The following is a 23,659-nucleotide window of genomic DNA, read 5'->3' as shown; positions in this document are numbered from 1 at the left end:
AGGGAACGGATCCAGCACACAGGGGGTCCGTCGCACGTCGAGATTTGCGGAGGGGGCTCAGAACCGCGAATCAGTTGCGGAATATTTCGTGCTACTGTTTCGAGGTCTGATACGAGGTGGTGTCGTGTATGGCGATCGCTGAGCTGCGTGCACAGCCCGGGATGCTCGTGCTGGCGCGCGAGTCCCGCGGGCTGACGCAGGCTGAGGTCGCGACGGCTATGACCAAGGCGTCGCCGGGTGGCACTACGGTTTCTCAGGGCTACGTAAGCCGAGCCGAGGCTGGTCGTCTCGTCGTCACCGGCGGGCGTCTTGAGCTCTACGCAGCCGCGCTCGGCTACCCTCCTGAGCTGCTGTGCCTGGATCCGCAGGTCAGCGGCATCGGAGTGGGTCTGGTCCACCACCGCAAGAAAGCATCTCTGTCTGCTTCCGCTCTGCGACGCGTGCACGCCCATTTGGCGCTCTCACGGATTCAGTTGAACGGCCTGGCGTCCGCAGCGGCATTGCCACCAGTCCCGCAACACTTCTTCAGGGTCTCGCTGGATGCCCTCACCACCCCGAAGGACGCTGCCCGGCGAGTCCGCAGGGAGTGGTGCATGGCCCCTGGTCCGGTGCCCGACATCGTCGCGGTGCTGGAGCATGCCGGCGCACTGGTGATCACCCGCGACCTGGACAGCGACCTGTTGGACGCCGTAAGCCAGTGGGCAGAAGGCGGGCACCCTCTGCTCCTGGTCAACACCCGTGCACCGGGCGACCGACGGCGCTTCAGCATCGCGCACGAACTGGGTCACCTGGTGATGCATGACGAGCCGGGCACAGGGTCCACGCAGGAGAAGCAGGCCGACGCCTTCGCTGCCGAGTTCTTGATGCCTGCCTCCGATATCCGGCAGGCGTTCTCCGGCGGCGTCGATCTGGCCAGGCTGACGGAGCTGAAGCGGGTTTGGGGTGTCTCCATGAGCGCGCTGCTGCGCCGTGCCCAAACGCTCAACGCCGTCAGCGAGTGGCAGTACCGCACCCTGATGATCGAGATGTCAGCGCTCGGCTACCGGACCGCAGAGCCTGTTGATGTCCCCCGCGAGCAGCCGCGGCGCCTCGCCGCCCTTGTCCACACCTTGCTGACCGACCGCCAGATGACTCTGGAGGATACGGCTGCCTGCGCGCACCTGCTTCCTGAAGACTTCCAGCGCCTGTACGTCGAGGGCGCCGGTTCATCATCATTCCCGGCCTTCCGAAGGTGACCATGACCGACCGTTCCGCCCCGCTGCCTCGTCCGCGCTCCGATCTGACCGAGCCTCCCGACGCTGTGGGTGAGCGAGACCGGCCGGACAGCCTGAACGGTCTGCAGGGCCGCATGCTGATCCAGGTCAGCACCGCCCGGCTCGGCTACGTCCAGGGGCAGGTCGACCTGGCACGCAGTGGGCTCATCCTGTGCGGCACCGACGCCGTGAAGAAGGCCGGCACCCTGCGGTACAGGGAGGGCTACGCCGCTCCGCTCCTGATCGACCCGGCGGTGTACGAGGTCAGCGCCGCGACCGAGGAGAACCCCTTCCCCTACGACGCCGAGCCCAACCTCTTTCTCGACGATCCCCTGGAACTGTCTCTCGCCGAGCAGCGGGACGCCGGAGCAACGCTCCCCATGACCCCCACCGGCTACATCAGGGCCGAGGACTCCGATGCCCTCCGGGCCGCCGTGACCCGTGTCCTGGAACTCGACGACCCAGAGGTGATCTTCGCCGCTCCGGTGGATGTCTCCTGGCTACGCGACGAGGAATCGACCCGCCAGCTCATCGCCTACCTGCGGATGGTCAAGGGGCCGAAGGCCATCATGCTGGGCGGACAGATGGACCCCCTGGCGCGTTACGCCAAGGCCGTAAGCCATCTCAAGCAGGTCATCGAGGAAGTCCCCGGGGCTGCCCTGCTACGCACGGATCTCGCGGCATTCGGCGCGCTGGCCTTCGGTGCCGCCTTCACAGCCTTCGGCGCCAGCAGCCGCTACCGGCACGTCGTCGCCCCCGGCGAAAAAGCGCAGACCAACAAGAGCATCCCCGTCCAGTCACCGCACGTTCTCTTCCCCGACCTGATGGCCTTCTTCCTGGGTGAGACGATCGCCAAGCGTTACGGTGGCGCCGAAGCTCCGGTCTGCTTCTGCTCGGCCTGTGCCGGCAAGCTCGCACTGGACGCCTTCACAAGCAACCGCGGCGAGCTTCCTGCCGCAGCGGCGGCACACAACGTCGCGGTCCTCATGGAGTGGCTGCGTGCCCTGACTTCGGTCAAGCCCGGCACAGCACGCCAGCAGTGGTGGTTCGACCGCTGCCGTAAAGCTCTCGATCAGTACGAACTGATCAACACGTCCATCAGGCAGCCGAAGGCGTTCAAGTCTCCGGCGCAGCTCGATCGATGGGCGTCGACCGCTCCCGAAACCGCCAAGACACCGGCTCAGACAGCCGCCGCCGAGCGTAGGCGCTGATACACATCCTCGACGAACCACCAGGCCGCAGCGGTGTGCCGGGGCGGCCTGTAGTCCTCCGGCTCCAGTACCAGCTCGACCTCGTCTCCAGCGGCAACGAACACGCCGATGCCGTAGAAGTCGGCCTCGACAAGGACCTCATCCAGTCGGGCTGGACGACGGTCCAAGAGCATGGCCCGGCGGCAGAAGGGAGCAAACTGCCCGGCTCGCTCAAGGCCCTGGCGCCACCCGGAAGCGCGAACCACAGCAAGATCCACCTGCAGGGGCCGCACGGCACGTCGGGTGACCGTCTTCCGGTCTCGCTCCACCGCTCCCGACGGCAGCCCTCGCACCGCCCGCCGCGCCGGCGAGTCCAGCGATTGCAGCGGAACAGGAACGTCCACCGGGAGTGTCAGCAGGCACTCAAGGTCGGGCAGCTTATCCACCCGGGCGGCGGAGACTTCCTCGCGCCGCGCATGCTCGCCCTCGTTCAGACGGTAGAAGCACAGCGCCTCGGTCCCGAAGACAGAAACAGTTCGGGCCTGCCCGCCCGGCTCCAGCAAGGCGCGAGAAGCCTCCCGCACAGAACCGCCCGTCAGGGAACTCGCCAAGGTCACCATGGCCCCCACCCTGCCTCACTGGGATTCGACCGCATGCAGCGGCCCCGCGTTCATCCAACCCGTATGCGTACGGGTACACCTGCCAAACAGCTCAAGACTCCTCGCGGACACTGCCCGACTGGGCTCTTCTCCGCATCACTGCCCTCATCACGACGCCCTAAGGCGCGAAAGCTGGGCCTGAACGCGCCTCCCCAGCCACGTCCCCGGAGGGCACATCCAGGGCACATGAGCCTGGGAAACGGCGTTGACCCGTGAGAACTACTGAGACGAGTTCCCGCAGGTCAACGCACGTTCCACCGAGAAACCCCAGGTCAGCGCCCCGCCGCCCCCAATCGCTGCACGAGTGGCAGGACTTCAGCCATCGGCTGCATGAGGCGGGGCATCAGCCGTATTGCTTGGTGTGGCCCTGACCTGGGGTTTCACGGCGGATCCGAGTGACCGAGGTACTCGGAGGGCGTGCAGGGAACCGGACTGCCGCAGACGCAGGATGCCGGATCGGGTCCTTCTTCTCATCATGTGATCCGTGGATAGCATCGGGGTTCATGACGCTGACGCAGCGGTGGACTTCCCGTGTTCTCCTGGTGGACGGCGACGATCGCCTGCTCCTGCTGTGCGGCCGTGATCCGCGCAGGCCGGGGGCACGATGGTGGTTCACCGTCGGTGGTGGCGTCGAGGACGGCGAGAGCTATCCCCAGGCTGCCGTGCGTGAAGTCTGGGAGGAGACGGCGCTGTCTCTCCCCGTTGGGCGCCTGGGCCCCGTTGTCTGGACCCGGCAGGCGATCTTCAGCGTGGACGGCCGTGTCTTCGACCAGTACGAGGAATACCGCCTTGTCCGCGTCACGGCCGATGAGGTCCGCCGGATGAACGTCCGGACGCAGGAGGCTCGTTACGGGCACCGCTGGTGGTCGGCAGCGGAACTCGCCACCACTGCGGAGACCGTCCGGCCGAAGAGGATGGCTTCTCTCCTGCCCGATGCGCTGTCGGCCGTCGGCCTTGATCGAGCCCCTGTGCATTTGGGGAATTTCAACGAAGACACTGATCCGGAGTAGCGCATCGGTACGGTTTGAGCGGCCGAGCCATATTTGTCGCGATACAACCCGTATAGTCGGCCGGGCAGTTGGTTGACTGGGACGCATGTCATCATCTGCGTTCGAGACGGACAGGCCCGATCCCGTCAGCTATCTCGACCGGCTCGCCACGAGCGATCTCGGCCGCTCCTACAAGCGGCGGATGCTCGACGAACTCGACCTGCGTGCCGGACACCGGGTGCTCGACCTCGGCTGCGGCCCCGGTACCGACCTTGAGGCGCTCGCCCGGGCAGTCACCCCGGCCGGCGCTGTCGTCGGCGTCGACCACGACCGGAACATGGTGGACGCCGCGCGGGCCCGCACCGCCGGCGAGGCCGTGGTGGACGTCCGGCACGCGGACATCCACGACCTGCCGATGCCCGGCCACACCGCCGACCGCGCCCGCACCGACCGGGTCCTGCAGCACGTCGCCGATCCGCTGGCCGCGCTCGGTGAGATCCGCCGGGTCCTGCGGCCGGGCGGGCGGCTCGTCATGGGCGAGCCCGACTGGGAAACCCTGGCCGTCGACCATCCGGACAGCGACCTGACGCGTGCCTACACCCGACATGTGGCCGAACGGGTCGTCCGCAACGCGGGGATCGGCCGGCAACTGGCGCGCCTTGCGACCGAGAGCGGCTTCAGGGTGCCCACGGTCATCCCTGTCACACCTGTCTTCCGGGACGTCCAGGTCGCGGACAAGATCCTCGGCCTGGAACGCACCACCCGGCGCGCGGTCGAGGCCGGCTACTTCAGCGACCGGGCGGCGGAAGCCTGGCTGAGCCATCTCACGCGGGGCCCCTTTCTCGCGGCGGTGACGTTCTACATCGTCGTGGCCGAGACGTAGTCCCCCGTCGCATGGCCGTGCTCGTCGCGGAGCTCGGGCATCGGGGGCGGAGCGGGTGTCATGCCGCGGGGTCCCGTCGGACGAGCACGAGGACGGCGGCGCAGGTGGCCAGGGTGATCGTGGCCACCTGCGCCACGATGCCGGTGCCGAGGTGGGCGGTCCCTGAGGGGTCGAAGAGGTGGGTCCAGTCCCGCCAGTAGTGCATGGGCAGGACGATTTGCACGGCGTGCAGGGCGTGCGAGCCGTTGAGGATGCCGGCTGCGATCACGAAGGCGACGACGGCGCCGAGGGCCTCGAGTCCGCGGGGCAGGAGAAGTCCCAGGGTGAACGCGATCGTTGCGATGCTCAGCATGCACAGCAGGCAGTAGCCGGTCGCCGACAGGACGCGGGTGGCCGTCTCGCCACCGGTGAGATTCGGAGCGCCGACGATGTGGAACGGGTGCCAGCCGTAGATGGCAACGCCGGCGAGCAGTCCGGCCGTCAGCACACACAGGGTGGCGATCGCGGTCACACCGGCCAGCGCTGCGAGCTTGGCCGCCAGCAGGCGTGCTCGGCTCACGGGCGCGACGTACAGGTAGCGCAGGGTTCCCCACTCCCGGTCGGACGAGGCGATCGCGGCGGCCGGCAAGGCCACCATGATCGGGAGGAGCAGCGGTTCGATGAACGCCATGCTCGCCATGGCGTGGTTGAGCGCGGAGTAGGGGGAGGCGCCGAACAGGCCGGTCTGGCGGCCGTTGCGATGCCCCGCCTTGGATGCGTACGAAAAGCCGGACAGCACGGGGACGGCGGCCAGACAGGCGAGCACGACGAGCGTGCGGATCCGCAGCAGTTGGGTGGTCAGTTCAACGCGCAGCATGCTCGCCGGCTCCTTCGGTCATGGTCAGGAACGCCTCTTCCAGGGACTTGCTCTCCTGCTGCACGGACGTGACGCCGATGCCCTCCGTGACCAGCGCGCGTACCAGGTCGCGGGAGTGCACGCCGGGCGCGGTGACGACCATCTCGTCCCGCTGCGTCGCAACCGTCGCGACGCCGGGCAGTGCGCGCAGTACGGCGGCAGCCTGCTCGGTGTCGTCGACCTGGAGGCGGTAGGTGCCGGCGGCGCCGAGCAGTTCGTCCATCGGTCCTGCGGCGATCAGCCGGCCGTGGTTCATCACGCCGACGTGGGTGGCCAGTTGCTGCACCTCGGCGAGCTGGTGGCTGGAGACGAGTACGGCGGCCCCTCGTCGGGCCAGCTCCCCCAGGTACTCGCGCAGGGCCCGGACCTCGCCGGGGTCCAGGCCGTTGGCCGGCTCGTCCAGGATCAGCACGTCCGGCTTCCGCATCAGGGCCTGGGCCAGCATCAGCCGCTGCTTCATCCCCATCGAATAGCCCTTGACCTTGCGGTCGAGCGCCTCGCCGAGCCCGGCGAGATCCAGGGCGTCGTCCAGAGCGGGGGGCGGCCATGCCCGTCGTGTCGCCGACCACAGGAGCCGCAGGTTGGCCCGGCCGGTGAGGTGCGGCACGAACGCCGGGCCGTCGATGAGCACGCCGACGCGACGCAGCACGTCCGCGCCCAGTCCGACCGGCTCGCCCAGGAGGCGCGCGCTGCCGGTGTCCGGGGACGACAGGCCGACCAGCATCCGCATCGTGGAGGTCTTGCCCGCCCCGTTCGGGCCGAGCAGCGCGCAGATCTGGCCGGCTTGCACGGTGAGGCTGAGCCCGCTGACGGCCTGCCTGCGGCCGTACCGTTTGGACAGCTCGCGGGCGCAGATCGCAGGTGTTGCCTGTTCCTGCGGTGTGGACAGGTGCATCGTCACGCCTTTCACCGGTGCTTGTCCGGTCGTCGAAGGTGGGTGGCGACCGCGCCGAAGCGGCGGCGCGAGCCGGAGGAGTCGTACGGGAAGCAGGCGAGCAGGAGCGCGGCCGTGACCAGAGAGGTGGCCAGACCCGCGCCGAGTGTGAGGGCGGCCAAAGCCGGCACGGACGTCAGCGATCCCGTCCCGAACACCGGCCACAGTGCGTCGCGGAACGCCGTCGCCGCACTGATCGCGACGCATCCGGCGACGGCCGATGCCTCGGCGATACGGCGGGTCCGGGGGCGCGCCGGCCGGGCGATGAATCCCGCGACCGCGTTGCTGATCACGCAGAAGGCGAGGTTGGACGTCGCCACGACGATCAGAAACCAGGCGATGAGCAGCGGGTCCGTCCAGCGTTCGCCGATGGCCTGTGCGCCGGTGATGGCCGCCGCGGCCAGCGTGCTCAGCGCGACGAACACCGTCATCGCCCGGCGGCGCACCCGGTCCGCGGCGTCCGGACCGACCCAGCGCCGCAGTACGGGAATCCGCCGGCAGACGAAGACGGCGTCGCCGAGCCAGTCATGCCGCCATGGGCCGGCCGAGCCCTGCCCTCGGTGGCCTCGCACGAGCAACACCGCAATGGCCATGGTGAGTACGGAGTTGACGACCAGCCCGCCGATCAGCACCGATGCCCATGTCCCCGAGGATGAGGCAGGCGTCCTGGCGATGACCGCGGCCCACTCGGACACCACCGTGAGCCCGACCAGCGTGACCATCGCCCCCGCCGCACGCACCGTCTGCCGCACCCGGTCCGCGCCGCCCGGCGCCCGCCACACGAGCAGCCGTAACGCGATCACCAGGGCGAGCATCGGCACCGCAAACTGAGCCAGGGACACCACCACGTCGTACGGGTCGTCCTGCCACGGGCTTGCCGCCCTGACCGTCTTGTCCTGGGTCTCCAGCACCGTCAGCGCCTCGAACACACCGGCCGCGCCGAGGCTCGCCCAGACCACGGCCGAGGAAGCCCGGCCGTCCTCCTTCACGTCTTCCATGGCCCGCCATAGTACGCGCCTCGTACTACGTGACAAGTAGTATCGCGGCTCGTAGTATGTGGATCGGAGGCAAGGAGACCCATGCACAGCAACGACGCCCAGATGCTCGTGCTCACCGTCCTCGCGGACGGCCCGCGGCACGGATACGCGATCAACACCGCGATCGAGGAACTCACCGGCCGCAGACTCGGCCCCGGCAGCCTCTACGGCGCGCTGTCCCGCCTGGAGGGGCGCGGGCTGATCCAGCCCGCGGACGACACGGCCGGAACCCAGGAGCGCCACCGCACCATGCGGATCACCGACGCCGGCCGCGAGCAACTGCGCGCCCAACTCCAGCAGATGGCCCGGATCTCCGCCGCCGGCCTGCGCGCGCTCGGGATCACCCCGGCATGACCGCGGCCACGCTCCTGACCCGGCTCTACCCACCGGCCGTGCGCGAGCGATGGGGCGAGGACATCCGACACGAGGTGTCCGCCTCCGGCATCCGCTCCTGGCCCGACACCCTCGCGGGGGCCGCGCGGCTGTGGCTCCACCCCGGCGACTGGCCCGAGACGTCCAGCGGACAGACCCGCCGTGTGCTGACCGTGGCCCTGTTCGCGCTCACCGCGGCCACCGGCCTGCTGCTGCGCTCGGCCGAACCCTCCACCACCCTCACGGCCGACATCCGTCACCCCGCGGACAGCCTGTGGCTCGCCCCGCTCCTGCTGGGCATCGCCCTCGCAGCGCCGCTCCCACCGATGCACGGCGCTGCCCTCCGCGGCCTGACTGCCGTGGTGGTCCGCACCCTGGCCGCCCCGACCGCCGCGGTCGTCGCCCTGTGCCTGACGGCATGGAGCGGCAGGGCCGAACACCTCACAGGCTTCGCCGAGGCCGCGGCGGTCACCTCCTACTGGCTCACGCTCGGATTCGTCGCACTCCGCCTGTGTGTCCTCGTCGCCCGCATCTCCCGCACCGCCACCCTGCCGACCACACGCCGGCTGTCCGCGGCCCTTCTGTGCATCGGCACCGGACTGACGCTCGCGGCGAGCCAGAACCTCCTCGCCGCCGCCCGCACCGCCGTCAGCCCCGGCTCCCTGGCCGAGAGCACCGCACTGGGCCTCCTGGCCGCCATGGCCATCAGCACCGGCCACGACCTACGGCAGAAGAGGGCATAGGCCCCAGCCACTGGAGTGCCAGCGCTCCGCGAGCGCCGAGTGCCGGTACCGCTGAACCGTTCCCCACCCCTGACCCCGGACCCAGGAGTTGCCGATGACCGCCGTGCCGCCGAAGGTCGTTGTCGTCGTGCCGACCTACAACGAGCGGGACAACCTGCCCGTCCTTGCCGGCCTGCTCGCGGACCTGCCGGTGCCGGACCTGCATCTGCTCGTGGTCGACGACAACTCACCCGACGGCACCGGCGAGGTCGCCGACAGCCTCGCCGCCCGGTCACCGGACACCGTCGGCGTGCTGCACCGCACCGCCAAAGACGGACTCGGCCGCGCCTACCTCGCCGGAATGACCCGTGCGCTGGACGAGGGTGCCGACGTCGTGGTCCAGATGGACGCCGACCTCTCGCATCCGGCCTCGGCGATCCCGGCCATGGTCGACACCCTCCTGACGAAGGACGCCGCCGTGGTAGTCGGGTCCCGCTACGTGGCGGGCGGCTCGACCGCCACCGACTGGCCCTGGCACCGCAAGGCCCTGTCCGTCTGGGCCAACCTCTACGTCAACGCGATCCTGCGGCTGCACGTGAAGGACGCCACCGCCGGATTCAAGGCATGGCGGGCCGGGACACTGCGAGCGATCGACCTGCCGTCGATCCGCAGCAACGGCTACTCCTTCCAGGTCGAGATGAACCACCGCACCGTCAAACAGGGGCTGACCATCCTCGAAGTGCCCATCCGCTTCGAGGAACGCGTGCAGGGGACATCGAAGATGAGCCTGCGCGTACAGCTCGAATCCGCACTCACTCCATGGAAGCTCCGCTTCGGCAGCACCTTGAACTGAGACCTCGTGGCGCATGAACCGGGGCCGCGTCGTCGCCGTCGGTAAGCGCACCGCGTATCCGGTGCAGTGATCCCGAACGGCATACGGCCGGTGCGACCCCGGGAGCGGGGTTCGCACCGGCCGTTGTCGCAGGACGGGGCGTACGAGGCCGGATCAGTCCCTACGGGCTTTGAGGTGCCGTACGTCGAAGGAGCGGATGCCGCGTCCGTGTGTGGCGGCGTACAGCTTGCCGTCGGGGCCGAGGCGCAGCTGCATCACGGCCGTGGTGGGCAGGTTGTGGCCCAGGACGAGCCACTTGGTGGCGCCGGCGGGGCGGTAGAAGGTGGCCAGGTCGGTGCCGAGGGCGAGGCCGCCGTTCGGGAGGAGCTTGACCGTGTCGGCGGGGACGTCGGGCAGGTTGGCGGAGATGTCCGTCCAGCTCGCGCCGCCGTCCTTGGACTCGAAGACGTGGCCCACGCCCGCGCCGGGGCCCTCGGTCCACCTGCGGGAGAAGCCGTTGACCGCGACGTAGACGTGCTGGGCGTCGGCCGGGTCGACTTCGAAGCCGGAGATGTAGCGGTTCGGGATGGTGCCGTCGACCGGGAGGCTGAGCTGGTGCCAGCCGGTGCCGTCGGCGTTGCCGACCGCGATGCCCCGGGTGAAGCCCTGGTTGTTGCAGGGCCCGCACCAGCCGACGTACACGGTGCCGCCCGAAGACGCGACGGCCGTGGCCACGTGGCCCTCGCCGAGGTCGTAGGCGTTCGCCCATTCCTTGCCGGAGCGGATCGCGAAGCCCTTGGTGTTCACCCACACGTGCCGGCCACCGGCGATCCAGGTGTTGGTGTCCTTGGCGTCGGCGGCGATCGGCGCGATGAAGCGGGCGCCCGCACCGCCCTGGTCCTTGTCGGGCGGGGCGACCTCGTACTCGGTGGCCTTCGACGGATCCGTCGACCACGAGCCGTCGTTCACGCCGCAGTTCTGCGTCACCCACATGTCCAGGTACACGTACTCGGCGGCGATGTTGCAGCCGTTGGCGGGATCCGCGATGGTGTCGCCGCCGTCACCGCCGAAGTTCGAGCCCATGACCTTGTCCCGGCCGCGCAGGATCGACTGGCCGTTGTCCTGCAGGCCACCGGTCACCGAGACGCCACCATAGGTGAGGTCCTCACCCACACCCACGGAGTAGTACTGCAGGGTGTCGAGGGTGCCATCGCTCAGGGACTGCCAGTCCTTGGCGTGGCCGCCGGAGTCGACGGCGCCGCCCAGCGGGCGCCGGTAGATGCCGCCGTCGTTGCCGACATAGGCCCAGGTCTTGCCCCGGTAGCTGCCGATGGCGACCGCGTGCTGGTCGGAGTGGGTGGTGGGCGAGCAGTCACCGGTCTGCTTGGCCGGGTCGATGCTCCAGCAGGGGAAGGGGAAGTTCCAGTACGGGCCCGGGGTCGTCCAGCTCTGGCCGCCGTTCTTGGTCTCGAAGACCTCTTCCAGACCGAGGTACACATGGTCGGCATTGGCCGGGTCGACCTGGAGGAACTGGTTGTACCAGGACTGGATGCCCGGCATGTAACCCGCGCTCTGCAGCGCGGACCCGGACGCCTTCAGCTTGGTGTAGTCCGCGATCAGCGTCCACGGCCCGAACGGCGAGCCGCTCTTCGACACATACACGCCCTTGAGCCCGCTGTCGGGGTTGGCGGCCATCTGCGCCGGCGACTGGTCGATGGCGTACAGACGCGAGCCGTCGGCCGCGGCCGCGAACGTCATGTTGCCGACATCGGCACTGCTGGTCGGCAGGTCACCAAGACCGCTGACCGGCTTCCAGCTGCCGTCGCCCTGCTTGGCGTACAGCCCGTTGTAGGTGTCACCACCACGCCAGCCCACCGCGAGCAGAACCTTGGAAGGGTCCTTGGGGTCGACGGCGATGTCGTTGGCGATGTTCTTGTACGGCGCACTGGGGTCGTCCGCCTTCGCACCACCCGGCAGATAGTCCGGGTTGGGGGCGAACTCATGCTTCCACGGCCCGGACAGGGTGGCCGTGGAGTGCGACCAGACACCGGTACTGGTCGCCGCCCACACCGTGGTGCCGGCGAAACGCAGCGCATGAATGACGGTGGACTCCAGCTCGGCGCCGCCCACACGGTCACCGGGCTGGAACTGCCCGTGACGCGGGTCTTTGAGGACGTACACGCCCGTCCCCACGAACGACGTCGCCCCGGTATTGGACTCGCCCGTCGCATACCAGAGCCGCTGCTGCTGGTCGAGGGCCAGGGTGCCCGTCGACAGGGACGGCAGCCTGTCGGAGATCGGCTTCCACTGCCCGCCGCCGGTCGTGGAGCGGAAGACCCCGCCGTTCGCGCCGCCCGCGTACACATAGCCCTGGTCATCGGCCGCGATCCCGGTGATCCGGCCGGTCACGTCACCCGCGCCACCACTGGAGTTGGAGTTCACATCGCGATAGCGGGGATCATCCGAGTTGTACGCCTTCTTCGTGACGTGGTCCCAGCTGCCGCTCGTGTGCTTCATCGACTGCAGCTGCTGCCAGGCCGCCCCGTAGGCGCCGGGCGCGACCACGCCGGGCGCGGTGCGCGCCTCGGTGAACTGGGCCGTCGACTCGGCGGAGTTCTCCGCCTCGTCACCGCCGCCGTCATCGCCGCCCTCCGCGGCGAACGCGGACATGCCATGGCCCGCGTGCACCGCCTTGATGTGCTGCCGGCCCATGGCGGCCTGGTGGCCTGCCTGCCAGGGCCGGGGCCTGGTGTCGCTCGACGCCGCGAACGACTGGGTGGTCACCAGTCCGAACGCGGCGGCCGCGACGGTACAGGTGATGAACCGTCGCTGGTGCTTCGGGGGCAACATGCCCTCTCCTCCCTGCGACGGGAGCATGGGGGTGTCCCGGCGCAGGGGGATCTTGGCGTGACCACAACAGCCACACAAAGGGCTCACAGGAAAAATGGGGGGTTGTTTACCTTCCGCCTCACATGAACCCGAACTCCCGCTCCCTGCATGCGCTTACCCACGCTTGACCTCACGTGCGGTTCAGCTTCTACGTTCATGGTCATCGGCATCAGCCGCAAAGGAGGCAGTTCCCATGACCGTGACCGCCGTTCCCGAGACGTACCGCAACGCCGTCGTCGCCCACATCATGGTCGACGGCGCCGCGGACGCGATCGGCTTCTACACCCGGGCATTCGGTGCGGAGGAGCTGTTCCGCCTCGGCGGCCCGGACGGACGCATCGTGCACGCCGAGGTCCGCATCCAGGGTGCCACCATCATGCTGGGCGACGCCGAGGGCCCCCTCTTCAGCGCACCGACCGCCGTGGGCGGCACCACCGTGGGCCTGCACGTCTTCGTCGAGAACGTCGATGCGCTCGCGCACCGGGCGGCCGCGGCCGGTGCGGAGCTCCTGCAGCCGCCCGCCGACCAGTTCCATGGCGACCGCACGACCGTACTGAAGGACCCCTACGGCCACGTCTGGGTCTTCCTCACCCACCTGGAGGACCTGACGCCGGACGAGGTGGCCCGCCGGGCCCGGGAACTCTTCGGCTCTCCCGCTGAACGATGATCAGGCGAGGCCGAACCAGCCCAGGACCGTCTGGACCAGCAGGATGGTGGACATGGCGGCGACGCCGACGACCACGGCGGTGGCGGCGATGCGGTAGCGCGGCCCGTTGGCGGCCGCCCCCAGGACCGAGCGGCGGTTGGTCAGCACCAGGAGGTAGACCAGGACGACGGGACTGATCAGGCCCTGCAGCACCTGGGTGCCGATCAGCAGCTGGATGACGTCGACCGGGGTCATCGCCACCGTGGCGCCGAGCACGATCTGGGCGGTGAACAGGCCCAGGAACAAGGGCGCGTCACGGAAGCTGCGGGAGACCGAGCGTTCCACACCCGCTGCCTCTCCTATGGCGTAGCTGGCCGAGAGCGGGACGACGGCGCCCGCGAGAGCGGAGGCGCCCATCAGGCCGAGCGCGAACAGCAGCTCCGCGCCCTGGCCCGCCACCGGCTTGAGGGCCTCGGCGGCCTGGGCCGCGGAGTCCAGCGGGCCGGTGCCGCCGATCGCGGACGCCGTGGCGATGATGATGGTCAGGCTGATGACACAGGCGAAGACGGCACCGAGGATGGCGTCGGCGCGGATGAGCGGGTAGTCGGCGGGCTTGGCGCCTCGGTCGACGACGCCTGCGGCGGCGTAGAACTGCATGTACGGGCTGACCGTCGTACCGATCAACGCGACCGCCAGCAGGATGAAACCCTTGCTCGGCTCGATGTGCGGGACGACCAGGTGGTGGCCGACCGCGCCCCAGTCGGGGTGGCCGAGGATCATCGCGACGGGATAGGCGAAGAACGCCAACGACATGATGAGGAAGATGCGTTCGGCCCAGTGGTAGGAGCCGAACAGCACCAGCGCCCACAGCAGGACCGCGGCCGGCGGGATGACCGCCCACTTCGGTACGCCGAGGAGTTCGAAGGCCGCGCCGATGCCGGCGAACTCCGACACGACCAGGCCCGTGTTGGCCAGCAGCAGGCAGAAGACGGCCAGTGCGGTCAGGCGCAGGCTGAACTGCTCGCGGATCAGGGCGCCCAGGCCCTTGCCGGTGTGGGCGCCGAGGCGGACGGCCATCTCCTGCACCATCACCAGGGCGATGGTGACCAGGACCATGAAGAAGAGGGTGCCGTAGGTGAATTGGGAGCCTGCGGAGGCATAGGTGGCGATACCGGCGGCGTCGTTGCCGGCGTTCGCGGCGACCAGGCCCGGGCCCGCGACCGCCGCGATCACGGTGATGCGCCGCCAGCCGGTGCGGCGCGCGGGGGTCTGCGGGGCCGCGGTGGCGGTGTCGAGGTCACGGGTCACTGCAGGAACCTCCTGAAGTGCAGGCGCCCGCGTTCGGGCAGCATCGCGTCGAGCAGGTCGTCGGCCAGGATCCGGCCGATCGGGCGGTCGCTGTCGTCGACCACCAGGAGTGAGGAGGCGCGGGCCGCCACCAGGTGGTCGGCGGCCTCCGCCACGGAGGTGTCGGCCTGCACGGTCTCCGGGGGGCCGAACTGGGCCCGCCAGGCGACCAGGTCGGCGATCGGGGTCGTGTCCTCGGCCACCGCGACGTCGAAGAGCGGGATGTCGCACAGCAGCCGGTCCGTGCCGTCCACGACGGTGACCGCGTCGATCTCGGTGCGGTGCTCGTGCTGCTCGGCCAGCCGTCCGCGTACCTCGGCGACGGTCTCGTCCTGCCGGGCGGTGATCAGCAGCGTGGTCATGGCACCGCCCGCCGTGCCCTCCCGGTGGGTCAGCAGCCGGCGCAGTTCCGCCGCCTCGTCCTTCGGCATCCGTGCCAGCAGGGCCTCGCGCTCCTCACGGGTGAGGTCGCGCAGAGCGTCCGTGGCCTCGTCGGGCTCCATCTCGTCGACGAGGCGGGCGGCGTGCTCCGGCTGGGCCTCGCGCAGCAGGTTCTCCAGCTCGTGCGGTTCCATCTCCTCCAGCGCGTCGGCGGCCTGCTCCGGTTCCAGCCAGCCCAGCAGCTGCTGGCGTTCGGCACGGCCGAGGTCCTCGAGGATGTCGGCGAGGTCGGCCGGGCGCAGCCGGTGCAGCGCCGCCCGGGAGGCGCGCAGCCGGACCTCCGGCGGGCCCTCGGTGGCCTGTTCGGCGAAGGGTGCGACGGCCTGCCAGTCCAGGACCCGCTCCGGGGTCGGGCGGGCCTGCCAGCGGCGCGGACCGAGCCGGCGCAGCAGCGTGGGCAGGGAGACGTCCACCCCGACCAGCACCACCTGGTCCACCAGAGGCGCCAGGTACAGGTCGGCGGCCCGGGTCACCTGCACGCCGTCGACGTCGACCAGTTGGTGGTCCAGGACGTCCTTGGCCAGCAGGACCTCGCCGGGCCGGCGGACGAAGTCCCGCAGGTCGACCCGGGCGGTGCGCAGCCGTACGTGCCCGGCGTGCACCTTGCCGACGGCGTCGGCGGGCAGGAAGGTGCGGCGTCGGCCGATGCGCAGGATCAGCCCGGTGACCGGCGGGTACGAGTCCGCGCCGTAGAGCCGGGCGACGACGTCGACGACGCGGCCGACCTCCTCGCCCGACTGGTTGGAGACCGGGCCGCCGATCAGCCCGGCCAGGGAGACCAGCGAGGTGCGCACCGCCTTGGACGCGGTGGCGCGGCGCTCCAGGGTGACCCGGCGGTCACGCAGACGGGCCGAGGTGGACATGAGCAGAGTGTGGGCAGCCAAGATGAACACCCCCTTGCCCCGGCGTGGCGGGGCTACGGGCGGCCCACGGCAGCACACTTCTTCCCCGAGCGGGCGGCACCGGTCACCGCAGGGCATGGCACGGCAGGCGCACGCCGGCCACGCGGCCTGCCAGGCCGGTGAGCTGGGCGACGGTCAGGGAAGAGGGGGCTGCTCCGGGCCACGGAAGGACGGCGCGGACAACACGAAGAGGGGCCGACTATGGCCCGGACTACTGTCCATGTCGCCTCCTCCCGGTCACGGCCGCGCACGAAGTGTCGCGGTCCTGCGGCAAGGGGCAGCCGGAGCCGGCTCGGCCCGGCGCACCCCAACTCGTCAGAGCTTTGGCACTCCACGGCGTGATCCCCCGCGACTTGGCGGGAGAAGCCACTTGGGGTCACCCCTTGGGCCGGGGAGACCTGTCCTGATCCGGAGCGTCTCTCGACGGGTGGGATCAGTGGCCTGTGTCCGTGAAGACGCCTCACCGAACGAGGTGTCTGCTGAATCCGCGAAAAGGATACGCCCGCCCCGGCCCGCCTTCCGAACCCATGACCGGCCCTTGACCCGGACCGTGGGGAACGAAGACGTTCCGCATCCGCCGTGCGGGCGGCGTCTGTTCGGTGTTCGGCGTGCCTATACCTCGATGTGGGAGCCCATGATGACGGTGCGGTCGCGGGGCAGGCCGAAGTACTCGGCGGCATCGGCCGTGATGTAGGAGGTGGCGACGAACAGGCGCTTGCGCCAGGCGGCCATCGTCGGGGCCGTTCCGCGCCGCAGCTCGATCTTCGACAGGAAGTAGGACGCCTGGTCGAGGTTGAGCGGCCCTTCGGTCCGGGACGGGTCGAGCAGGGCGAGGGTGCCGGGCACGTCCGGCGTCTCCATGTAGCCGAACCGGGCGGTGACGTGGATGATCCCGTCGTCGGCGTAGCCGAGGTCGTCCACGACGACCCGCTGGTCGGCCGGGACGCGGGGCACGGGTTCGGTCGCCAGGGAGAGGATCACGACCTGGTCGTGGCGCACGTGGTTGTGCTCGACGTTGGCCCGCATGGCCAACGGTGCCGTCTGCTTGCCCCGGTTGAGGAAGACGGCCGTACCGGGGATCCGGCGCGTCGGCACCTTCCCCGAGCGGAGGTCGTCGATGAACTCGGGCAGCGGGCCCTCCAGCCGTGCCCGCTCGGCGGTGACGAGTTCGCGGCCGCGCTGCCAGGTCGTCATGACGGTGAACACGGTCAGGCCGATCAGCAGCGGCAGCCACGCGCCGTGGACGAGCTTGGTCAGGTTGGCCGCCACGAACAGCAGGTCCACAAAGAGCAGCACGGTCGCGCCGGCGACGACCAGCCACAGGGGCGTACGCCACTTCGCGCGGGCGACGTAGAAGAACAGCAGGGTGGTGATGGTGATGGTGCCGGTGACCGCCATGCCGAACGCGAAGGCGAGCGCCGTGGAGCTGCGGAAGGCGAAGACCAGGGTGAGGACCGAGACCATGAGCAGCCAGTTGATCCAGGGGACGTAGATCTGGCCGATGGTGGATTCCGAGGTGTGCGCGATCCGCAGCCTCGGCAGGTAGCCGAGCTGGGCGGCCTGGGAGGTGACCGAGTACGCGCCGGTGATCACCGCCTGGGAGGCGATGACGGTGGCCGCCGTGGCGAGCACGACCATCGGCCACTGTCCCCAGGCGGGCACGAGCAGGAAGAAGGGGCTGCTGATGTTGTGCGGATCGGCGAGGATCAGGGCGCCCTGGCCGAAGTAGCTCAGGATGCAGGCGGGGAAGACGAGGAACAGCCAGGCCCGGGTGATCGAACGGCGGCCGAAGTGCCCCATGTCGGCGTACAGCGCCTCGGCGCCGGTGACCGCGAGCACGACGGCGGCCAGGGCGAAGAAGGCGGTGCCGAAATGACCGAACAGAAAGCCCAGGGCGTACGTCGGTGACAGTGCCCGGAGGATGCCCGGGTGGTCGGCGATGCCGGCGATGCCGCACGCGCCGATGGCCGCGAACCAGACGATCATGACCGGCCCGAACACCCGGCCCACCGCCGCGGTTCCCCGGCGCTGCACCACGAACAGCACGACGATGATCACGGCGGTGATGGGTACGACCGCGCCGCCCAGCGACGGCTGGACGACCTTGAGCCCCTCGACCGCGGACAGCACCGAGATCGCCGGGGTGATCATGCTGTCGCCGAAGAACAGCGACGCGCCGAAGATGCCCAGCGCGGCCAGGACGACCGCGGCGCGTCCGCCCTGCCGCGAGCCCCACCGCCGCAGCAGGGTGATCAGTGCCATGATGCCGCCCTCGCCCTCGTTGTCGGCGCGCATCGCCAGCAGCACATAGGTGACCAGGACGATGATCACCACCGACCAGAACACCAGGGACACCACCCCGTACACGTTCTCGGTGCTGACCGGGACGGGGTGCGGGTCGCGCGGGTTGAACACGGTCTGGAGGGTGTAGATCGGGCTGGTGCCGATGTCGCCGAAGACCACGCCGAGGGCACCGATCACCAGCGCGAGGCGCACCGAGTCGTGGCCGCTCGTCCCCAGGGGCTCCGGCGCCTGCGGTACGGCTCCGTCGTCCGACGCGGTTCCCTGCCGGCGTCCGGCCATGGTGCTCCTCCTCCGTGCGGGCCGCTGAACTGCAGGCCAGGGCATCGGGGCGGACGATACCCACCCCAGGGCGCAACCCCCGGGAGGGGGCGCCGTTCCCTCTCGAACGGCGTTTCGCACGGTCGGTCTGCGGGGGGACGAAGTCGGCTACCGCGCCTTCAGCGTCAACGGCCGCAAACTGGGTCACGGCCGGCCGATCAGGGTCAGGACCGGACAGCGCGTGCCGTTCCACGTCCTCAACGCCAGCGCCACCGAGATCCGCAGCCTCGCCCTGCCCGGCCACACCTTCACCGTGGTGGGCCTCGACGGCAACCCCGTACCCCGCCGGGCCAGTGTTCCGGTGCTGTGGATCGGCACCGCCGAACGCGTCTCGGCCCTGGTGGAGATGAACCACCCGGGTGTGTGGGTGCTGGGCGACCTGTCGGACGACGACCGCAACGCCGGCATGGGCACCGCGGTGGAGTACGCCGGCCGCGGCGGTTCCCCCGGTGGATCGCGCCGCCCGCGTTCACCTGGGCCTACCGCGCCTTCGCCCGTCCCGGCTCCGCCCCGCGGCGGCCCGACCGCACCATCGACCTGCTGGTGGAGAAGCGCAACGCCGCCGAGCGGGGATTCAACATCTGGCCCCTCAACGGCGTCCCGTTCTCCCTGGACAGCGACAGGCCGGTGCTGGACGTGAAGCGCGGCAAGCGGTACCGGATGCGGCTCCACCTGCACCGGCACACCTTCGAGATCACGCACATCGCCGGAACGCCCACCCGTGGCCTGCGCAAGGACGTCGTCATGCTCGGCGGTTACCAGACCCTCGACCTCGACTTCACCGCCGACCAGCCCGGACTGTCCCTGTTCCACTGCCATCAGCAGCTCCACATGGACTACGGGTTCATGGTCCTGCTGCGCTGCTCCTGATCCCGCGGAGCCCGGTGCCCTCCCACCCGTTGGGAACCGGCCCCGGTCGGTCTATCGTCGGAATTCTCGGGTCAGGACGAGGAGGACGGCCGGTGATGCCGCAGGACGAGGCCGTGGTGGGCTGTATGGGCAAGGTACTCATCGGGACGCGGGGATCCGCGGGTCCCGGGGAGGTCCTGGTGCGGGTCAGAGGCGGTTCCGAAACGTTCCTGGCCTGGTCCGAGGATCCCCTGCCCGCGGGCGCTACGGTCCTCGTGATCGAATCACGGGGATGCCGCGAGGTCGGCGTCATCGAGTGGGTGGATCCATTGGACGCGCTCGGCGGCGAGGCCGCCGGCGCAGGCTGAGGAGTACAAGCATGTTCGGATACCGCGTTCCCGCTCCCGACGAGGCGATGTTGATCTCGGGCGGAAGGCGGGGACTGGGGGGCGCGCCGTTCCGAGTGGTGACGGGCCACGGAAAGTTCGTGCTCCCGGTCTTTCGCAAGGTCCGGTTCCTCACCCTCTCCATGTGCGAGGCCGAGGTCACCGAGACCTGTGTGACCAAGCAGGGCATCTCGTTGCACGTCCGCGCGGTCATCGCCTTCAAGGTCGGCAACGACCACGAGAGCATCATCAACGCCGGTCAGCGCTTCCTCTCCGACCAGGAGCAGATGTCGGTGCTCACCGGCCGGATCTTCGCCGGCCACCTGCGGGCGATCATCGGCTCGATGACGGTCGAGGAGATCGTCACCGAGCGGCAGAAGCTCGCCGCCGAGGTCCTGGACACCTCCAAGGTGGAGATGGCGAAGATCGGCCTGATCGTCGACTCGCTGCAGATCCAGTCCATCGACGACGGCAACACCGGCTACATCGACGCGATGTCCGCCCCGCACAAGGCCGCGATCCAGCGGCAGGCCCAGATCGCCCAGGCCCAGGCCACGCAGGCCGCGGTCGAGGCGGAGCAGGCGGCCGCCCGTAAGCAGGCCGAGTACGCCCGGCAGACCGCCATCGTCAAGGCCGAGTACTCCGCCGAGGTGGACCGCGCCCAGGCGCAGGCCGCGCAGGCCGGACCGCTGGCGCAGGCCCACGCCCAGCAGGAGGTGCTCGCCGCCCAGACGGAACTCGCCGAGCGCCAGGCCAGGTTGCGCCAGCAGCAGCTGGTCGCCGAGGTCGTCAAGCCCGCCGAGGCCGAGGCCGAGCGGGTCAGGATCCTCGCCGCCGCCGAGGCCCAGCGCATGAAGATCCAGGCGGAGGCCGCCGCCTCCTACGACCGGGTCGCGCTCGACCGGATGCTCATCGACCAGCTCCCGCAGATCGTGAAGGAGGCCGCCGGCGGCCTGTCCGGCGCCAACGTCAACGTCCTGAACGGCGCGGACGGCCTCGGCGAGATCGCCGCCGGCCTGGTGTCCCAGGGTCTGACGATCCTCGACTCGGTCCGGCAGAACCTGGGCGGCCAGGACAAGGACAACAAGGGGGACGGCGACAGCAGGGGCCTGCTCCAGCTGCACTCGGGCAGCAAGGAGCGCAAGTCGGACGACGGCCCCGTGGACATGGACTAGGCGCTCCGCCGGTTCGGCCGGGAGGGGCCGTCCGGCCAGGCGGCGGTGGCCGCATGTCAAACACAGCCCCGCGCGCCTTCGGGGCGCCGCTCCACGACCGTGATGTGGCGGTCCCGCCCGGGACACTCCAGCTCGTCCAGCACCGCGACCGCCAGGTCCTCGGCGCTGATCCGGGACCGGCCACCGGCATCCGTCAGCAGGGTGTCGGTGCCGCGCCGGTAGCGGCCGGTGCGTTCGCCGGGTTCCAATACGGCCGGCGGGCTGAGGTAGACCCAGTCGGCGTCGGTGCGGGCCCGGCAGGCGCGCAGCTGGGCGACGCCGGCGATCGCCACGGCGCGGTGTTCCTCCGGCACGTACGCGGGGTTGTCGGCGACCAGCAGCTCCCGGTCGCCGGGGCTGCGCAGGGCGCCGGCGCCGCCCACCACCAGGACGCGGATCCCGAGCCGGGCGGCGGCGTCCAGCACCGTGCGCGTGGCGCCGACCAGGAAGTCCTGGTCGGCCGGGAACGTCCGTACGGTCAGTACGACGGCGTCGGCGCCGGTCAGCGCCTCCTGCACGGCGCACCGGTCGGCCACGTCCACCGCGACCGGCGTCACCTCAGGGTCGTCGCTCGGCGGCGGCTTCCGGGACAGCGCCGGCACCCGGTGTCCGCGCGTCCTCGCCTCGGTGACCACCCGGGTGCCGACCATCCCGGTGGCTCCGAGCACGGCGATCGTCATCGCACCTGTCCTCATCGGGCTTGTCCTCCTTCGTCCGGGGTCCCGTGGGACCGAGTTGCGCGGCCACCAGCGCGGTCAGCGCCAGGGCGAAGCCCAGGGTCTGCGGCGGGCTCAGCGACTCGCCCAGCGTGCTGCCGATGACGGTCGCGACCAGCGGGGACAGCAGCACCAGCGGCGCGGACGCGGCGACCGGCAGACTGCCGATCCCGCGGAACCACAGCGTGTACGAGATCAGCCCGCCCATGCTGCCGAGCCACAGATAGCCGCCGGCGGCACCCGCGTCGATCCCCTGCGGCACCCCTTCGACCGCCAGGGTGAGCGGCAGCAACAGCAGCCCGCCGACGGTCAGTTGCCAGCCGGCCAGGGTGAGCGGGCCGACGCCCGCCGGCCGGCCCCAGCGCTTGGTGAGGACGACACCGGCGGCCATCATCGCCGTATGGCCGAGACCGGCGAGCACGCCGACGGCGTCCAGCCGGGCCTGTGGTCCGAGCACGACGAGCCCGACTCCGAGCACGCCGAGCACGCCCCAGGTCAGCCGCCAGGCCGTGGGCCGGTCGTGGAGCAGCGCGAGGCCGAGCCCGGCCACCAGCAGCGGCTGGGCGGCGCCGAGGGTGGCGGCCACACCGCCGGGCAGGCGTTCGGCGGCCACGAACAGCAGGGGCATGGGGCCGATGTTCAGGACGCCGAGGACCGCGGTCCTCCACCACCACTGCCCGCGCGGCAGCACCCGGGTGACCGCCAGCGCGAGCAGTCCGGCGGGCAGGGCCCGCATCAGGCCCGCGAAGAGTGGATGCCCGGGCGGGAGCAGCCGCGTGGTGACCACGTAGGTGGTGCCCCAGGACGCGGGAGCGAGCCCGGTGAGCAGGACGGTCGCCGCCCGGGCCCGGTACCGGTGCGTGGAATGCGGGGGATGCATGGGGGAAGTCTTGGCGGAAGACGTCCATGATTCCAAAGCATGGTTGTCATCACAGCCATGAACGAGCACGATTGATCCGTGGATCTTCAGCAGCTGCGCTACGTCGTCGCCGTCGCCGACACCCTCAACTTCACCCGTGCCGCGGAACGGTGTCAGGTGGTGCAGTCGGCGCTGAGCCATCGGATCGCCGCGCTGGAGCGGGAGGTGGGGGTGCGGCTGTTCGCCCGGTCCAGCCGCCGGGTCGAACTGACCGGCGCCGGCGCGGCGTTCCTGGTGGGCGCGCGCGAGTGCCTGGCCGCCGCCGACCGCGCGGTCGCCGACGCGGCGGCCGCGACCGGGGTGGTGCGCGGGCGGCTGGCGGTCGGCGTGATCGTGACCGCGGCCGCCGTCGACGTGCCCGAGCTGCTGCAGCGCTACCGCGCCCGGCATCCGGAGGTCCGGGTCGTCCTGCGGTCCGGCCGCAGTGACGAGATGGCGGCGGCGATCCGCGCCGGGGAGCTGGACATCGCCTTCCTGGGCCTGCCGGAGGGTGAGCGGCCGGCCGGGGTGGAGACCGTCGTGCTCGATCACGACCGGCATGTCCTGGTGGTGCCGGCCGGGCACCGGCTGGCGGGCGCCCCGCGGGTCACGCTGGCGGAGATCGCGGGCGAGACCTTCGTGGACTTCGTGGCCGGGACGCCCGCCCGCGCCCAGTCCGACCGGGCCTTCGCCGCCGCGGGTCTGTCCCGTGACGTCGCGTACGAGGCGGGGGTCGTGGAGCTGATCACCCGGCTGATCGGGCGCGGGCTCGGCATCGCTCTGCTGCCGTCGGCGTTCATCCGACCGCTCGCCGACGACGACTCCCGGCTGGCCCTGGTTCCGGTGCTCGACGGACCGCGACGCCTGGAGTATCTGGCCTGGAGCCGGTTCAACCCCAGCCCGGCGACCCGGGCGATGCTCGAGGTCCTCGGCGTCCGACAGCCGCCCGCACGGACCTGACGGGCTCCGGCGCCGCACAGCCC

Annotated in this window: 23 protein-coding genes and 1 riboswitch; of the genes, 13 read left to right on the top strand and 10 right to left on the bottom strand. The window is 70.5% G+C overall.

Going from position 1 to position 23,659, the window contains the following annotated elements; genetic code table 11:
- Window positions 1-128 precede the first annotated feature (128 nt).
- Window positions 129-1,235: an ImmA/IrrE family metallo-endopeptidase gene (locus ACWDEN_RS30395; protein WP_450860962.1), complete on the top strand. Its 1,107-nt coding sequence runs from the start codon at window positions 129-131 to the stop codon at window positions 1,233-1,235.
- Between the two features lie 2 nt (window positions 1,236-1,237).
- Entirely contained in the window at window positions 1,238-2,464 is a 1,227-nt protein-coding gene (locus ACWDEN_RS30390; RefSeq protein WP_450860961.1) for a hypothetical protein, read from the top strand.
- Here the strand turns inward: ACWDEN_RS30390 and ACWDEN_RS30385 are convergent.
- Window positions 2,434-3,063, bottom strand: coding sequence for a hypothetical protein (locus ACWDEN_RS30385; RefSeq protein ID WP_450860959.1), 630 nt, complete (start codon window positions 3,061-3,063; stop codon window positions 2,434-2,436). The two genes, ACWDEN_RS30390 and ACWDEN_RS30385, sit on opposite strands and share 31 nt — an antisense overlap.
- Before the next feature lie 542 nt (window positions 3,064-3,605).
- On the opposite strand from ACWDEN_RS30385, the gene ACWDEN_RS30380 reads away from it, so the two are divergent.
- Both ACWDEN_RS30380 and ACWDEN_RS30375 read left to right on the top strand, forming a co-directional pair.
- The gene (locus tag ACWDEN_RS30380) at window positions 3,606-4,112 is read left to right on the top strand and encodes an NUDIX hydrolase (RefSeq protein ID WP_351610047.1); all 507 of its coding nucleotides are present in this window, start codon (window positions 3,606-3,608) and stop codon (window positions 4,110-4,112) included.
- An 85-nt stretch (window positions 4,113-4,197) separates the two neighbouring features.
- The gene (locus ACWDEN_RS30375) at window positions 4,198-4,974 is read left to right on the top strand and encodes a methyltransferase domain-containing protein (RefSeq protein ID WP_450860957.1); all 777 of its coding nucleotides are present in this window, start codon (window positions 4,198-4,200) and stop codon (window positions 4,972-4,974) included.
- Window positions 4,975-5,032: 58 nt separating this feature from the next.
- Here the strand turns inward: ACWDEN_RS30375 and ACWDEN_RS30370 are convergent, their stop codons facing one another.
- From ACWDEN_RS30370 to ACWDEN_RS30360, 3 genes are read right to left on the bottom strand one after another with little or no spacing between them, the layout of a single operon-like run.
- Window positions 5,033-5,830 (bottom strand): ABC transporter permease, encoded by a 798-nt coding sequence (locus ACWDEN_RS30370; RefSeq protein ID WP_351610042.1) that lies wholly within the window; start codon window positions 5,828-5,830, stop codon window positions 5,033-5,035.
- Window positions 5,817-6,764, bottom strand: a complete 948-nt coding sequence (locus ACWDEN_RS30365; protein ID WP_450861021.1) for an ABC transporter ATP-binding protein — start codon at window positions 6,762-6,764, stop codon at window positions 5,817-5,819. The genes ACWDEN_RS30370 and ACWDEN_RS30365 overlap by 14 nt, the downstream gene beginning before the upstream one ends.
- Window positions 6,765-6,775: 11 nt before the next feature.
- The gene (locus ACWDEN_RS30360; protein WP_450860955.1) at window positions 6,776-7,801 is read right to left on the bottom strand and encodes a hypothetical protein; all 1,026 of its coding nucleotides are present in this window, start codon (window positions 7,799-7,801) and stop codon (window positions 6,776-6,778) included.
- A gap of 81 nt (window positions 7,802-7,882) precedes the next feature.
- Between ACWDEN_RS30360 and ACWDEN_RS30355 the strand changes: the two genes are divergently transcribed.
- The 3 genes from ACWDEN_RS30355 to ACWDEN_RS30345 all read left to right on the top strand — a co-directional run bounded on the left by ACWDEN_RS30355 (window position 7,883) and on the right by ACWDEN_RS30345 (window position 9,787).
- Window positions 7,883-8,194 carry a PadR family transcriptional regulator gene (locus tag ACWDEN_RS30355; RefSeq protein ID WP_351610037.1) on the top strand — a complete coding sequence of 104 codons (312 nt, stop codon included), beginning with the start codon at window positions 7,883-7,885 and terminating at the stop codon, window positions 8,192-8,194.
- Complete coding sequence (locus ACWDEN_RS30350; protein ID WP_351610034.1) at window positions 8,191-8,955, top strand: hypothetical protein; 765 nt, start codon at window positions 8,191-8,193, stop codon at window positions 8,953-8,955. The genes ACWDEN_RS30355 and ACWDEN_RS30350 overlap by 4 nt, the downstream gene beginning before the upstream one ends.
- Window positions 8,956-9,049: 94 nt before the next feature.
- Window positions 9,050-9,787, top strand: coding sequence for a polyprenol monophosphomannose synthase (locus ACWDEN_RS30345; protein WP_351610032.1), 738 nt, complete (start codon window positions 9,050-9,052; stop codon window positions 9,785-9,787).
- A gap of 153 nt (window positions 9,788-9,940) precedes the next feature.
- On the opposite strand, the gene ACWDEN_RS30340 is transcribed toward ACWDEN_RS30345, so the two are convergent.
- Entirely contained in the window at window positions 9,941-12,616 is a 2,676-nt protein-coding gene (locus tag ACWDEN_RS30340) for a glycosyl hydrolase (protein WP_450860953.1), read from the bottom strand.
- A gap of 232 nt (window positions 12,617-12,848) precedes the next feature.
- Between ACWDEN_RS30340 and ACWDEN_RS30335 the strand changes: the two genes are divergently transcribed.
- Window positions 12,849-13,322 carry a VOC family protein gene (locus tag ACWDEN_RS30335; RefSeq protein WP_450860951.1) on the top strand — a complete coding sequence of 158 codons (474 nt, stop codon included), beginning with the start codon at window positions 12,849-12,851 and terminating at the stop codon, window positions 13,320-13,322.
- Here the strand turns inward: ACWDEN_RS30335 and ACWDEN_RS30330 are convergent, their stop codons facing one another.
- The 3 genes from ACWDEN_RS30330 to ACWDEN_RS30320 all read right to left on the bottom strand — a co-directional run bounded on the left by ACWDEN_RS30330 (window position 13,323) and on the right by ACWDEN_RS30320 (window position 18,574).
- A complete protein-coding gene (locus ACWDEN_RS30330) occupies window positions 13,323-14,609 on the bottom strand; it encodes an NRAMP family divalent metal transporter (protein WP_351610024.1) in 1,287 nt (428 codons plus the stop codon).
- Entirely contained in the window at window positions 14,606-15,952 is a 1,347-nt protein-coding gene (locus ACWDEN_RS30325; RefSeq protein ID WP_450860949.1) for a magnesium transporter MgtE N-terminal domain-containing protein, read from the bottom strand. Before ACWDEN_RS30325 ends, ACWDEN_RS30330 begins: the two co-directional genes overlap by 4 nt.
- Before the next feature lie 338 nt (window positions 15,953-16,290).
- Window positions 16,291-16,470: riboswitch (M-box (ykoK) riboswitch) on the bottom strand.
- A 133-nt stretch (window positions 16,471-16,603) separates the two neighbouring features.
- Window positions 16,604-18,574, bottom strand: coding sequence for a potassium transporter Kup (locus ACWDEN_RS30320; RefSeq protein ID WP_450860947.1), 1,971 nt, complete (start codon window positions 18,572-18,574; stop codon window positions 16,604-16,606).
- Between the two features lie 43 nt (window positions 18,575-18,617).
- Between ACWDEN_RS30320 and ACWDEN_RS30315 the strand changes: the two genes are divergently transcribed.
- The 4 genes from ACWDEN_RS30315 (at window position 18,618) to ACWDEN_RS30300 (ending at window position 21,023) form a co-directional block, all read left to right on the top strand.
- Window positions 18,618-19,253 (top strand): hypothetical protein, encoded by a 636-nt coding sequence (locus ACWDEN_RS30315; RefSeq protein WP_450861019.1) that lies wholly within the window; start codon window positions 18,618-18,620, stop codon window positions 19,251-19,253.
- Window positions 19,157-19,483 carry a multicopper oxidase domain-containing protein gene (locus tag ACWDEN_RS30310; protein ID WP_450860946.1) on the top strand — a complete coding sequence of 109 codons (327 nt, stop codon included), beginning with the start codon at window positions 19,157-19,159 and terminating at the stop codon, window positions 19,481-19,483. Before ACWDEN_RS30315 ends, ACWDEN_RS30310 begins: the two co-directional genes overlap by 97 nt.
- A gap of 95 nt (window positions 19,484-19,578) precedes the next feature.
- On the top strand, window positions 19,579-19,830 hold the full coding sequence (locus tag ACWDEN_RS30305; protein ID WP_208899459.1) for a hypothetical protein: 252 nt from the start codon (window positions 19,579-19,581) through the stop codon (window positions 19,828-19,830).
- Window positions 19,831-19,841: 11 nt separating this feature from the next.
- Window positions 19,842-21,023 carry an SPFH domain-containing protein gene (locus ACWDEN_RS30300; protein ID WP_351623133.1) on the top strand — a complete coding sequence of 394 codons (1,182 nt, stop codon included), beginning with the start codon at window positions 19,842-19,844 and terminating at the stop codon, window positions 21,021-21,023.
- A gap of 56 nt (window positions 21,024-21,079) precedes the next feature.
- Here the strand turns inward: ACWDEN_RS30300 and ACWDEN_RS30295 are convergent, their stop codons facing one another.
- Window positions 21,080-21,712, bottom strand: coding sequence for an NAD(P)-dependent oxidoreductase (locus ACWDEN_RS30295; protein WP_450861018.1), 633 nt, complete (start codon window positions 21,710-21,712; stop codon window positions 21,080-21,082).
- Complete coding sequence (locus ACWDEN_RS30290) at window positions 21,621-22,658, bottom strand: EamA family transporter (RefSeq protein ID WP_450860943.1); 1,038 nt, start codon at window positions 22,656-22,658, stop codon at window positions 21,621-21,623. The genes ACWDEN_RS30295 and ACWDEN_RS30290 overlap by 92 nt, the downstream gene beginning before the upstream one ends.
- Window positions 22,659-22,736: 78 nt before the next feature.
- On the opposite strand from ACWDEN_RS30290, the gene ACWDEN_RS30285 reads away from it, so the two are divergent.
- Entirely contained in the window at window positions 22,737-23,636 is a 900-nt protein-coding gene (locus tag ACWDEN_RS30285; RefSeq protein ID WP_450860941.1) for a LysR family transcriptional regulator, read from the top strand.
- Window positions 23,637-23,659: the final 23 nt, after the last annotated feature.

The sequence above is a fragment of the Streptomyces sp. NPDC001153 genome (genome assembly GCF_053598315.1).
The sequence above is the reverse complement of the archived record's forward strand: the minus strand, read 5'-3'. Positions and strand labels throughout refer to the sequence as shown.